This is a genomic window from Helicobacter bilis (genome assembly GCF_900198365.1).
GTDB classification, from domain to species: Bacteria; Campylobacterota; Campylobacteria; order Campylobacterales; family Helicobacteraceae; genus Helicobacter_A; species Helicobacter_A bilis_B.
The window spans coordinates 1-13,230 of the sequence record NZ_FZMS01000089.1; the positions used below are offsets into that span (position 1 = coordinate 1).

At 30.9% G+C, this 13,230-nt stretch carries 15 protein-coding genes and 3 pseudogenes; 17 read left to right on the top strand and 1 reads right to left on the bottom strand.

Annotated elements, in window-relative coordinates:
• Positions 1 to 56 precede the first annotated feature (56 nt).
• On the bottom strand, positions 57 to 566 hold the full coding sequence (locus C6H08_RS10160) for an Hcp family type VI secretion system effector (RefSeq protein WP_034563404.1): 510 nt from the start codon (positions 564 to 566) through the stop codon (positions 57 to 59).
• 975 nt (positions 567 to 1,541) lie between these two features.
• On the opposite strand from C6H08_RS10160, the gene C6H08_RS12110 reads away from it, so the two are divergent.
• The 17 genes and pseudogenes from C6H08_RS12110 to C6H08_RS10255 all read left to right on the top strand — a co-directional run.
• The gene (locus C6H08_RS12110) at positions 1,542 to 1,826 is read left to right on the top strand and encodes a hypothetical protein (protein ID WP_034563397.1); all 285 of its coding nucleotides are present in this window, start codon (positions 1,542 to 1,544) and stop codon (positions 1,824 to 1,826) included.
• A 213-nt stretch (positions 1,827 to 2,039) separates the two neighbouring features.
• Complete coding sequence (locus C6H08_RS12115; protein ID WP_233708566.1) at positions 2,040 to 2,486, top strand: Fic family protein; 447 nt, start codon at positions 2,040 to 2,042, stop codon at positions 2,484 to 2,486.
• A gap of 86 nt (positions 2,487 to 2,572) precedes the next feature.
• A complete protein-coding gene (locus C6H08_RS12125; protein ID WP_233708567.1) occupies positions 2,573 to 2,746 on the top strand; it encodes a hypothetical protein in 174 nt (57 codons plus the stop codon).
• Positions 2,747 to 2,948: 202 nt separating this feature from the next.
• Positions 2,949 to 3,661, top strand: a pseudogene (locus tag C6H08_RS10180) (AAA family ATPase).
• Positions 3,662 to 3,799: 138 nt separating this feature from the next.
• The gene (locus tag C6H08_RS10185; protein ID WP_004084737.1) at positions 3,800 to 4,021 is read left to right on the top strand and encodes a hypothetical protein; all 222 of its coding nucleotides are present in this window, start codon (positions 3,800 to 3,802) and stop codon (positions 4,019 to 4,021) included.
• A gap of 97 nt (positions 4,022 to 4,118) precedes the next feature.
• Positions 4,119 to 4,694 carry a hypothetical protein gene (locus C6H08_RS10190; protein WP_034580378.1) on the top strand — a complete coding sequence of 192 codons (576 nt, stop codon included), beginning with the start codon at positions 4,119 to 4,121 and terminating at the stop codon, positions 4,692 to 4,694.
• 52 nt (positions 4,695 to 4,746) lie between these two features.
• Complete coding sequence (locus tag C6H08_RS10195; RefSeq protein ID WP_138154705.1) at positions 4,747 to 5,031, top strand: hypothetical protein; 285 nt, start codon at positions 4,747 to 4,749, stop codon at positions 5,029 to 5,031.
• A gap of 366 nt (positions 5,032 to 5,397) precedes the next feature.
• The gene (locus C6H08_RS12610) at positions 5,398 to 5,721 is read left to right on the top strand and encodes an Eco57I restriction-modification methylase domain-containing protein (RefSeq protein ID WP_411698106.1); all 324 of its coding nucleotides are present in this window, start codon (positions 5,398 to 5,400) and stop codon (positions 5,719 to 5,721) included.
• Positions 5,687 to 6,520, top strand: coding sequence for a hypothetical protein (locus tag C6H08_RS10205; protein WP_138196282.1), 834 nt, complete (start codon positions 5,687 to 5,689; stop codon positions 6,518 to 6,520). The genes C6H08_RS12610 and C6H08_RS10205 overlap by 35 nt, the downstream gene beginning before the upstream one ends.
• On the top strand, positions 6,492 to 7,202 hold the full coding sequence (locus tag C6H08_RS10210; protein WP_052100050.1) for a hypothetical protein: 711 nt from the start codon (positions 6,492 to 6,494) through the stop codon (positions 7,200 to 7,202). The genes C6H08_RS10205 and C6H08_RS10210 overlap by 29 nt, the downstream gene beginning before the upstream one ends.
• A 193-nt stretch (positions 7,203 to 7,395) precedes the next feature.
• A complete protein-coding gene (locus C6H08_RS10215) occupies positions 7,396 to 7,671 on the top strand; it encodes a hypothetical protein (RefSeq protein WP_194145928.1) in 276 nt (91 codons plus the stop codon).
• Between the two features lie 66 nt (positions 7,672 to 7,737).
• Positions 7,738 to 8,034: a hypothetical protein gene (locus C6H08_RS10220; RefSeq protein ID WP_052092768.1), complete on the top strand. Its 297-nt coding sequence runs from the start codon at positions 7,738 to 7,740 to the stop codon at positions 8,032 to 8,034.
• A 499-nt stretch (positions 8,035 to 8,533) separates the two neighbouring features.
• Positions 8,534 to 8,986, top strand: coding sequence for a hypothetical protein (locus C6H08_RS10230; RefSeq protein WP_034580374.1), 453 nt, complete (start codon positions 8,534 to 8,536; stop codon positions 8,984 to 8,986).
• Positions 8,987 to 9,058: 72 nt separating this feature from the next.
• Positions 9,059 to 9,675 (top strand): annotated as a pseudogene (locus tag C6H08_RS12615) (hypothetical protein).
• Positions 9,665 to 10,018 (top strand): hypothetical protein, encoded by a 354-nt coding sequence (locus tag C6H08_RS10240; protein WP_034580370.1) that lies wholly within the window; start codon positions 9,665 to 9,667, stop codon positions 10,016 to 10,018. Before C6H08_RS12615 ends, C6H08_RS10240 begins: the two are co-directional and overlap by 11 nt.
• A 422-nt stretch (positions 10,019 to 10,440) precedes the next feature.
• Positions 10,441 to 12,336, top strand: a complete 1,896-nt coding sequence (locus tag C6H08_RS10250) for a lipase family protein (protein ID WP_233708571.1) — start codon at positions 10,441 to 10,443, stop codon at positions 12,334 to 12,336.
• Positions 12,336 to 13,230 (top strand): annotated as a pseudogene (locus C6H08_RS10255) (hypothetical protein); the annotation flags it as partial. The gene C6H08_RS10250 and the pseudogene C6H08_RS10255, both read left to right, overlap by 1 nt.

The following is a 13,230-nucleotide window of genomic DNA, read 5'->3' on the forward strand; positions in this document are numbered from 1 at the left end:
AATCCCATCTAATCCTAGAGGTTTGATAGAGAAATATTGGCTTGTGTCACTTACTTCTAAGCATTTCTCCAATCATCGCTTCCACTCGTTCCAGCAACAACATGCTCCCAAATGATTTTTCTGTAATTTAAAGAAACTCGAAATAGCTCTGTCTTATCATTATTGTTTTTATCTTGGGCATTAGGCATAACAAGATTAATATCAGTAATAATAGCATCTTCAAGCTTTGTTGTAAAATAATGTTCGGCTCCACCACTCATTGATGTTCTAAACCAATGCACCTCTACATTGTTTAATCTTTCGCCTTTTGTTAAAGCATTGTATAAAAGCGGTACCGCTTTATTTAAAGAGCAAGTGAAAACAAAAGGTTTATGCACTCTTTGACCACTTGGTTGTCCGCTTTGAGTATCTGTTGGAACTGTTACAATATGAGATATTTCTTGAGCCATTATCTCATCTTCATGTCCTGATTGATATCTATTACCAATACTTGCTTCAGTAGAAGCTCCACTGGAAATGAGACCTTGAGTAACACCTTCTATCCTAATATAAGCTGGTTGTGCCATATGCATCCTTTGTTAAAGTTTTATAATTCTTGATATTATAATAGGGTTTGGTCAATATGCAGAAAAATACCATAAAATTATAATACTTAAATTGAATCTTAATTTTCCATAGTTATTCTATTCCAAGTATTTATCTCCAAGACATCACCTACTACGCATTTACTATTTTTGTTAAACTTTTACCTATCCCTGATAATTATAACGATAAAACATCATAAAATTAATTGAAAGATTAAGTCAAAAAAAGAGAAGACAGAAAACAAAAAGAGCTCTTAGAGAAAAAGCAATAATTGATATAAAATTACAAGCCCACAGAATAAAGCAAGGTCAAATGTAGGTTTAGTAAAAGAAGTTATAATGGACATAAAAAGGTCATACAATGCAAGATCTCAAAAAGGCTATTGAGAATCTTAAATAAAAATGCCCAAACTAAAAAAGCAAATATATTATATATCTCCATTCATAGAGATGAATAACATGTGAGTAAATTTAATGGTAAAGTAATTAAAAATTATCACGCTCATACTACTTTTAATAATCTAAATCAAGAAACTAACAAAACTATTTTTAGAGAATTATCAAAAAGTGATTTAATGAAAATCCAAGATATTTTATCAGCAGAGCTTAGAATGCAAATAGGGAAGAGAGGTGATAATGAAAAATATCGACACAAATAGTAAAGAGAAAAGGTGGCACAAACTGCTATGAAACATTTTAGCGAAATTCTACCAAAACTTGAAATAAAAGTAAAAAAGATTAGGAACAAAAATGAAAGAAGATAAAGGTTATCAAATGCCAAGCCAAAGAAATACAACAAAGTAAAGAATTTTTACAAAATTTATTGGGTGGAAAAACACAACTATTTCAAAGAATTTAATTAAAAAATATTTCAAAAGTATTTTTTTTGATATTGTGTATAATATTTGTGTATGTAAATTAATATACAAAAAAGGAGTGGTATGCCATTTATAAAACATGGGCTTTTTTACATTGCTTTCAACATCTTTGATGAGTTTTGTAGAGTGTGCTGATTTATTAAAATTCTCTCAAGATACACGAGAAAAAGTGAATCATCCTATTCAAGCATTCACAAATAAGAATAACAATCAAACAGATACTGAAGAAAATAGGCAAATAGATTGCAGTGAATTACCGAGCAAAATTATGACAAGAGAAATTATTACAAGGGATATAGACAGAGAATCTTATCGGAGTCCAATATTAATAGAAATAGAAAAAAGCAAAACGAGCACGATATAACATCCATGCTACCACCAATAGAAAGTTTGTGCGAGTATTGCCCAAGCTCCCTATGGTTTATAACCAACCACAAGTTGCAATGCTTTTGCAACAAAATGCATTACCTAACATATTCAAAGAAAAATCAGAAAAACCCAATACAAATGTGCGATGGGCAGATATTGGGATTAATAGAGATTAATGAGATAAATACCGAAAATATAAAGGAATGAAATGTTTGCATTAAGTCAACTATCTGTATTAGAGCGAGAGAGGCTTTTTAAAACACTGCGTATAAACATTACTCATCATAGTAATGCTATTGAAGGACTGACACTAAGCTTTGGAGAAACAAAAACATTACTTGAAAGTGGTAAGACGGCAAATAATAAGCCTCTTGATGAGCAACTTGTTGTTTTAGGGTTTGCAAATGCTTATGATGTAATTATAAGAGAGGCAAGTGATAAGAGTAGGATTCTAGAATCTTCATTTATTAAGGATATTCATTATCTTATTTTTGAAAATGCTTTTAAGGTTATGCCGCATTTAGTTGCTAAACCTATTGGTGCATTTAAGACAAATCGGGCAAAGATTATAGGTTCGCAAGTAAAATTAACACTGCCTCACCTTATTGACCAAGAATTAGAGAATTTGCTTTTTTATATCCTAGTAATGCTTTAAGTTTAGAACAAATTGCCTATTTTCATATAAGTTTTGAAAAAATCCATCCATTCTCTGATGGTAATGGGAGAACAGGTAGACTTATTATGGCATATCAAGCCATTCAAAATGATTTTATTCCTCCGCTTATTATAAACGAACAACGAAAAGCATATTTGGAACTTTTAGAACAATGTCAAATGCAAAATGATATTACCGCCTTTACACTATTTTTGCAAGAATGCCAAGCACAGAGTTTAGCATTAATTTCTAGTAAATAAAACTACATGTATAATACTTTTATTATACATATATAATATTGTATATAGACTATTTATAACTATATTATATATGTGTATTATAGTGTTATATTTATTTTTTATATTGATATTCACTGAATAACAATATATTATATGTATAATATATTGTTATTAACTATTTAATATTATTATATTAAGTAAATAATATAAATAGGATTAGTGCATGATGATTTCGATTGTAAATGAAAAAGGCGGGAGCGGTAAAACAACCCTAGCAGTTAATCTTGCTGCACGACTTGCAGAAGATGGAGATAATGTTTTATTAGTGGATGCAGATCCACAAAAATCAACTGAAGTGTTTTCAGATATGAGAAGTCAAGCTAACTTAGAGCCACTTTTTTCTAGTGTTTCAAAAACTGGTATAAGTCTAGGCGATGAGATTAAGCGTATGCGTAGCCATTTTGATAGCATTATAGTGGATACAGGTGGAAGAGATTCTAAGGAGATGAGAAAGGCAATATTGGTATCAGACATTATCATTATCCCCACAATTCCATCACAATATGATGTCAATGTGTTAGATCATATGTTAGAACTTTATGCTGAAGTAAAGGATTTAAACCCTAAGTACTCTCGCTTATTTTGGTTAATCGTGTTTCACCTAATCCATTTCTTACAAAAGAACTGAGAAATCTTAAAGATTATATTCATGTTACAAAACAAGAAATGTGTTTAGAAGATGTAAAAGTCTTAGATTCTGTTATCTATGAAAGACAGGCTTATCGTAAGGCAGTTATTGAGGGCAAGAGCATAAAAGAGTATTGTGATAATTCTGATAAAGCTTTAATAGATTTTGAGGCATTCTATCAAGAATTACTTACAAACGCAAAAAACATTTTATGTAATATGTATGTAAATTACATTAATATTACTTAGTTATTTAATGTTTAATATATTTATATTATATTTATAATATATGTATTATATTAATATAGTATAATATAATGTTGTATAAAATGATAAAGAATGACTCCAAAGAGCAATTATTTATCATTTATGAATAAGGAGAATTATATGGGATTTAAAAAACTAAGCGAACAAGGCAATACTGAGGAAAGTTTTATTAATAGTGCTCGTGGTGAAACAAGCACAAACATCGTTTTAAAAAAGGCAAAAAAGAACAAACCCTTTACAATAAATTTTACAGAAGATGAATTAAATGAAATACGCCTTGAAGCACAAAAGTTAAAAATGAATGTATCGCAATATATGCGATTTAAAATTTTTAATACCTAATAAATTTAAGTATTGCATTGTATCAAATATTAAAATTCTTACCTTTTTATTTTATAGTTTTTAGCTAAATTCTTGTCATTAAACATAAGGAAAGACGATGGCAAGACCAAAAAAAAAAGATTTATATCAAGGTAGAAGTTTATTTGATTTCATCGAGCAAGACATAAAGCATAAATTTAAAACTTTAGGTCAAGGAGAAGTTAATGAACAAGGAAATAACACTCGAGGAAATGAGGTAACAAGTAACACCGCAGAATATATTCACACTTCCAGTAGAATATTGGGAAAAGACAAAGTGGTAAACAAACAAAGAAAAAGTGTTGTTTATGATGGAAATGATGGACTCATGCGGGTTAAAAACACTCGAACAAATAGACACACGGATGCGTATGGAGGACAATCTTTATTCTCTTATGAACAAGGAGAAATGGGAAGAGAGGGAAAACATGATGAAACAGAGATTGCTGGAAGAGAAGAGAAAGGAAGAGGGCTATCCGATACCAGCACAAGAGAATTATACCTATCCAGACGACAAGGACATGGAGAGATTAGAGAGACTTTGCCACAACAAGATTACATAGCAATACTCACAATGAGGTGCGAGAACACTTGGAGGGCGGATCTCTACGACAATTATGGAATGAAGATACTCATTCGGTGGATGTATTATTGAGGGGAATGATGGCAGATTTAGGGATTCACAATCCAGAAATACGCAAAGCCTTATGCGAACAAAGGAATTACGAACTAGAAATACTAGAGAGCAACGAAGCACAGAAGTTGGAGCAAGAGGGTTATTTGGACTTGGATATAGCACAGATGAAGGAAATGAATTATTACAAGTTTATCCTACCGATCATACAGAAATACGCCAAGAATTATCCAAAAGAGTGGAGCAAGAGTCCTTACGAATAGATTTTAGAGCGAATGGAGATCCACACATTGGTTCTCCAAAATCAAGATTCAATAAGAATATAGAGGCAATTACTCTGTTAAAACAATTAGAGTAAGAAGAACGATATGCTACACTAGAAGAACAAAAAGTACTCAATCTTTTTTCAAGTTGGGGCGGAATTCCACAGGCATTTGATATAAATAATAAGGATTGGCAGCAAGAATATGAGCTCTTACAATCAATTCTCAGTAAAGAAGAATATGAAAGAGCTAGAAATGCAACACAAGATGCGTTTTATACACCAGAGATCATTATTGGTGCAATCTATAAAGGATTAGAACAACTAGGATTAAATAATACTCCACATACAAAAGAAATCTTTGGGCTCTCAATTGGAATTGGTTCATTTTTATCACATGCACATAAATATGGTAATAATTATGCCTTTAGTGGAATAGAATTAGATGATATTACTTACAGAATAGCAAAGAAACTCTACCCTAATCAAGAAATATTTTTAGGTGGCTTTCAGAATCATGGATTTAATAGAGATTATGATGCTTTTATTGGTAATCCACCTTATGGTGAAAAGAAGATCGCAGATGAATTGAATGTTAATTTAAATGGATTATTAGTTTGTGATTATTTTGTTGCTAAGTCTATCCAAATTACAAAGCAAGATGGAATTATTGCATCTGTAGTTTCTGATAGATTCCTAGATAAAACGCAAAACCATGTAAGAGAATTAATCGCAAAGGAAGCAAGTTTTTTTGGGTGCAATAAGATTGCCAAACAATACTTTTAAGGGTAGAGCAAATACAGGTGTAACAACTGATATAGTGTTCTTTAAAAAAGGTTTTAATGCGACAATTAACAAAGATTGGATTGAGAGTAAAAGCTATATTCAAAGAGAAGGTAAAGCGTATAACATTAAGGAATATTTTTTAAACCCACAACATATTGCAGGAGATTTAGAACTTGTTGCAACTGAATATAAGGATTACAAGATTATATGTACTCCAAATAAAGATAAAGTCCTAACATTACAACTTGATGCTTTCATAAAATCTTTGCCTAAAGATGTCTATCGATATAGAGAAACTACTTATAAGCAAGACATGAAATTAATCCCAAAAGATTCTTTACAATACCAACACATAAAAGATTATTTGGCAACTATAGAAAGTGGTAATTATTTTGTTTTGGAGGATGAAATTTATCAAAAAACCAAATTAGAAACACAAGATAATATTCAAGTAGTTATTCCGCTTATTCCTAATCAAAAAGATAAAACACGCATTGTAAAGATGATTGCCATCAGAGATACTTTAAATTCTTTAATAACTTTAGAAAAGAATAGCCAAGAGGATCAAGTTTTAGATCCGTTAAGACAAAAACTAAATAGACTTTATGATGATTTTGTAAAAACAGAAGGCTATCTTAATAGAGATGTGAATAAGAAAGCCTTTAGGTATGATAGGCATAGCAATAAGATTTTAGCTTTGGAAAAGAATTATAATAAGGGCATTTCAAAAAGTGTGGCTATAAAACATGGTGTAGCACCTATGAATCCTAGTGCAGAAAAATCTGATATTTTTTTATAAAAGAACAATAGCCCCATACACAAAGGTTATTGCTCATACTCCTAAGGAAGCATTAATTGCAAGTTTAAATGAATTTGGTAGTATAGATTTGGACTATATGCAAGAGCTTTTGCAAAAGAGTGTAAATGATATAAATAATTCTTCAAATAAAGTTACCCAATACTCAAAAGATTCTATAAAAAATTCATTACTCCATGAGAAACTTATTTTTATTAATCATAATAATCCATCTGAATATATACTTGCCAATCATTATTTGTCAGGTAATGTTAAGAAAAAATATAAAGAAGTAAAGGCAATTTTAGAGGATATGCAAAGTTCCATGTCAAATGATTTAAGAATGCACTTGGAATCTAATTTAGAAAGTTTAGAACAAATATTGCCTAAGGACTTAAAAGCAACACAGATTAACGCTGAATTTGGTGCAGCGTGGATTCCTATGTCCTATGTGTTACATCATAATGACAAAACAGGTGAATGGACTTTTAAAATTAATGATGTAATTTCCAATAAAGCACGAACAAATTATGCAACTAATCGTATAAGTGTTGCAAAGCTTATAGAACATGCTTTGCAGCGAAAGCCTATTAAAATCTATAATACATACATGAAAGATGATAAAGAGGTAAGAGAATTAATGCAAAAGAAGGCACTCTTGCAAACACAAAAGTTGAACAATTAAAGTTTAATTTTAAAGAATGGATATACAAAGATTATGAACGCAAAAATGCAATAGAAAAGATTTATAACGAAACTTTTAATACTGATGTTACACCATATTATGATGGTTCTCATCTACAAAAGAATAATAAGCAGCAAGAAGGTTTCCATGCTTGTCTCTTTCAAGATATAATAAAGTTAATTGGGAAGGTAGAATGAAAAAAATATTTTATGGATTCTTGATTCTTATGGGTTTAGGGATATTTTATTACACGCCACTCTCTTTTTATTTAGAACCGAGTTATTGGAAATTTAGGAAAATGTGTAAAATGAAATATGAATTTTATGAGAAAGGCATAGGCAATGAGAATAATATAGACAACTACAAAAAGCAAAATGGTTATAATAATATTGCCACTTGGCATTCTGGTAGTATTATCCCACTGTTCACGCTCTTTTGTATGGACTTAAATGGAATGAATTTTATATAAATTGCACTGATTTTTACAACAAATGGGACAAGGATTGGTATGATAAGATGCAAAAAGGAGAAATTTATGGAAAATAAACTATTAATAAATAAAATGAAAAATGCTGCTGAACTTGCTTGGGCAGCCTATGGATATTATGATTTAATGACAAGCGATACCAATCAACTATTGGTTGTGTTAAAAGATGAAAAAGGCGAAGATAAGACAGATTCTAGTGGGAATCCTGTTACACAAGAAATTACTCTTACTGATATTATGGATAGTAATTATGTGGAACACAATGTTGTGGGAAAGGATAAATGGGGTAAAGATTTTGAAACAGTAGGCACACTCAAAGGCGACTTCTCTCCCACTCCAAGCTAAAAGATTTTTTGAAAAGTATGATATGCTAAAACACTGCCCCAATACAGAATCAAGTGGCTTTAGTGCTACATTTTTTTACAATAAAGAATCTAAAGCATTATCTATTATCTTTTTTTAGTCAAGGCTTTACAATGCTTACAATGCTTTTTATTTTAGGCTTTATTCTAGGTATTATTTGGTTAATATTTCTTTGCATTCTTACAATATTGCTAATCATTAAAATTGTTAATAGAATCAGACACAAAACAGAATCTCTAAGATTCCAAAAAATCTTTACTTTTCTTTTAAAATCCATTATTCCTTTCTTTTTGGTTTTATTTTTTGTTGGTGGTTGCAGGACTGCTTTTGCTAACCCAAAATTTCATTATTGTATTGTTGAACGAATATTAAATAATAACCATTACTGCGAATACACAAATTATGGAATATTTGTTGAGGGCAATGAAGGAAGCGGTATGCGAATATACTTTAAGGAAACGAAATAGCAAGGATTTAGAAAATGAACAATAAACAACGGGTTAAAAAAATAAGAGACCATGCTGAACTAGCTCAAGTCTCCTACTTTTATTTTGACTTACTCAAAGATTCTAATAATATCCCTAGAAAAATTTATGAATTAAATAAGCAAGGACAAAAAATAAAAGATGAAAATTCTCCTAGAGGATATAAAGAAATAGAAATTACTTTAGAACATATAGTGAATCAAAAATATTACAACCACGAAGTATTGGCAAGTCTTGAAAAAGGCGATGATATTTTTACAGAGATGAAAAATAGTGCTAAGGAAGTTTTTAACTTTGATAAGCTCAATGGAGAGTTTGGGGAGATTCAAACACAAAGATTCTTTGAACGATATGATTTACTTATCCATCAGCCTAATACAGAATCTGGATTCTCTGCTACTTTATTTAGTGAAAAAGAAAACAAAAGGATACAGAATCTAAAGAAATAAAATATACAAATAAAATGGCTATATAAACTACATTCTAGCTATAATAAGCACAGAATCTAAAAAGGTAGCCCAATGATTTATATCTTTCTTTTAATGTCAATTTCTACTATTCTTTCTTATCTCATATTAAAGTTTATTTATAGAATCATTTTTAAATCTCAAAAGAAAATCTCTAAGTTTTTAGTTTTTCTTGGAAGTATTATTTTAATTATATTTTATTATACGCCTTATTCATTTTATTTAGAGCCTAGTTTCTGGCAGTTTAGGAGAATGTGTAAGGTTAATGAATTACCAAATAATGAAGAGAAATATAATAAGATTCTAAGTTACTTTGATACGAGTTTGGATACATTAGATTGGGAGGAGTTGAATCATAATAACGAAAAAGGAAGTGGAAAGTTACCAAAGAGCACGGGTATTACAGACAAGGAATCTATGAATATGCAACTTTAACTGAAAAGAAACAATTAAATTCTCGTTTAAGAATGGTAGCACGTTTTTTAAGTAATGAGGCGGAAATAAATCGTTATAATGTCAATCAAATGTCAATAGGTGCTACTTGGCGTACCAGACGCTACTATTTAAGTGGTAACGAAGGGACAGGAATTTATTGGAGTGAGGAAACATTGGCTTGTGTTGATGTAGCGAAGAAAAATTACGATCCAAAAGGAGCAAATAATGAAAAATAAAATACTCATTAATAAACTAAAAGATAATGCAGAATTAGCTCAAGCCGCTTATGGTTATTTTCATTTGGTAGGTAAGAAATTTAAAGATGATGAACAATATCCCGATGATAAAGCTGACAAACCTATCACCCTCCACGACATTCTAGATTCTACCTACAAAGGCTACAAAACCCCAAACCATAAGCTTGGTAATCCAGAGGAACTAGATGGCGACATGACTCCCAATCAAACACAAAGATTCTTTTCTTGCTATGATTTACTCATCCATCAAGCTAATACTGAAAGTGGCTTTTCAGCTACTTTATTTGGAAAAAAAAAGGAAACAAAGGAATACAGAATCTAAAGCAATACAATACACTAATGACTATGGTTATACAAACTATATCCTAGCCTTTAGAGGCACAGAATTATAATGATAAGGGGTTATATGAGAACTTCTAATAAAATAGCATTACTATATTTTATAGTATGTATAATTGTGGCTGGATTTTTTGCAATACTCGGTTATGGGCTCAATGGAACTGGGTCAGATATGCCTAAAGCTATTGTGCATTTTTGTCTTTATATGATTTGGTTATTAATGCCATATGTTACCATATCTTTAATTATAGAAATAATAAAAAGCTTTAGGGTATGGAAATTGATAAATTTAGTTTTAATGTTATTTTTTACGCTTATATATTATCTCAAATTTTTTTGAGCTTTGGAAAAATAGATGACAAATAGAGAAATAATTAAAAAACTTAGGGATAATGCGGAACTAGCTTGGGCTTCCTATTTTATTTTTATTTACTAAAAGATTCTAGTAATATTCCTAGAAAGATTTATCAACTAGATGAGCAAGGACAAAAAATAAAAGATAAAAACTATCCTAGAGAATACAGGGAAACACCAATTAATTTGGAGCATATCATAAACAAAAAATATTACAACCAAGAAGTATTAGTGAATTTAGAGCAAAGCAATGATATTTTTACGAAAGTGAGAAATAGAGCCAAGGACAGTTTTAATAGTGATAAACTTGGTGGTGAATTTGGCGATATTCAAACCAAAGAATTCCTTAAAAGATACTATTTGCTAGACTATTATCCTAAAGACAATTCCAAAGGCTTCCACGCTTGTTTGTTTAAAGATAGAGAATCTAAAGAATATACTTTAGCTATTAGGGGTAGCTTTGATATTAAAGATTATGTGGGGGCTGACTTTTGGAATCTGCTTGTAAAATCTAGTATCTCTAAAAATTATTTTGAAAAAATGATACTTTTTTATGAATCCTGTGCTAAGAAATATCCAGAGATTACAAAACCCAAAAGCTTAAATGTCGTAGGACATTCTCTAGGTGGCTGTCTAGCTCAACCCTTTGCTTTATCTTTTGCTGCTGAATCTCATCAAGATTCCATTATTAAAGAAGTCTATACCTTTAATGCCCCAGGAGTAAAAAATCTAAAACTCTATGATATAATCCTCTCTATTCCTAATACTATCAATGAATCTATACAAAATTATCTCTTAGCTACTTATACTAAAAAACTAAAAGACAAAGCACAAGAATTAAAAATAAATACACACGACCTAGATACTCAAATCAATCTCACTTTAAAAGAGATTATCTATAATACAAACAATGCTAACACTCATTTTGGAATCTCTCTATCTAGTAGAAGCGGTAATCCTAGCGTAGGACTAGAATATGCCAATATCACTTATGAGGCAATCCATTATGAGTTATCAAACGCTTACCAAACTCTAACCCATAACTACAACAATAGAAATAAAGAGAGCTATAAACTAAGCGTAAGCGATAGAATCTTCCATATAGAATCCCAAAATAAAACTGATGAAAAGCACCACGCTAATGAATCTATCAAAGAAAATGCCACACAGCATTTAGGCAAAGACATAGAGGGAAATTACTTTCTTTTAAATCTCAACTTTGGGGGATTAGATTCACATAGAATCACTTCTATGGCAAAGATTTTATACTTTTATGCTTATCTGTATGAGGTAAATGAAAGCCTCATTGACACAACAAGCAAAGAGGTAAAAACAGAATACGAGCTACACAAAGATGAGTTTTTAAAAGAACATAACGAAATAGATACAAAAGAATATAGAGAATGCAAAAAGGCTTTGGAATATTGCAATACCATTGCTTTAGCGGTGCATAAGATTCTCTATAAACGAGAAGTAGAAAAAGCTCTAAAAGAAGCACGAGAAAATGGTTATTATGAAGTAAAAAGCCCACCAAATTGGCTCTATGCTATCATAGAGCAAAGAGTCTTTGAAGCCCAGATAAAAACAAAGGAAGCAAAATTTCTCTTAGAAAAAGATACAAGCAACATCATTGAAGCAATATTGTATTTACAAGAAAAGGGAGTGTATATCCAAATCTTAAAAGAATATGTAATTAAAGGCTTAGAAGCAGAATCTCTTTTAGCCTATCTTTTTGCTATCCAAGAGAGTTCATTTTTTGTGAGTGTGGATAAAGAGCTTAATCCACTGATACAAGATAGCCACACTGCCACTTCATTAATCGGATATATCACGGCTAGGACACAAATCTTTTGTAATCCAAACCGCAAAGCCGATGAGTTATTAATAAAATGCTATAAAAATGAAACTCTAGCATTATACCCTAGAGCAACACAAGGAATGGCATAATGAGAAATCAATTTAAAACACAGAGGTTTAGAATCTTTGAGAATGACAATGACATAATCCTTAGCATAGAAAAAGATAATTTTATCCTTGATATACAAGAACTTCTCCCAATCCTTAATTCCCACACCAAACAAGATAAACAGAGCATTCAAGAATACAATGTCTTTATAACTTTTGATGGTTGCACTCTTGCAGGCTCTAAAGAAACTCCTAACAATCCTCTATTCTTTGGTGAGTTAGACAAAGAGGGTGAGTTTATAGAATCTAAGCCTATCTATCACTTAATCGGTGAAATAGTTTCTAACTCAACAGAATCTACAAACTCACACAATACATACAGCACAAATAATATTAGCAGCACTAACACCACATATTCCCATAACGCTAACAGCACTCTCAATATCTTCCTAAATAACAGCATCCTTACAATATTAAACTACTCTCTTTTAGTTTCAAGCCTTAATATCAAGCTAGAGTGTAAAAGCACAGAATCTAAAGAAATACAAGAGAGAGAAAAAGCACAAAAGCAAAAAGATTCTTCGCCTATGGCTCAGAATGACAATCCTCAACCCACTGCAATGCTTCACCCAATACTAGAAGATGATGAAATAAAATGTCCTCATAATGGAGTAGTAAAGCTAAAGAGTAATAAGGGTAAGCCCTTTACTTCTAAAGGCATACCCTTAGTATTAGAATCTGATTTATTACATAGCTCTATCATAGGTTGTGCTAATAATATAGCAGGTGTGCCTACGCCTTGTTCCTCTGTATCTGTAATCTTACCTAGCTCTCTTGGATTAAAGAAATTTAATGATGACTATCCTATCATGCAAGATTTAGTAGCTAGTGGTGTAATGAGTGATAAAGGCTTTCCTCTTATTTGCACACCTAAAG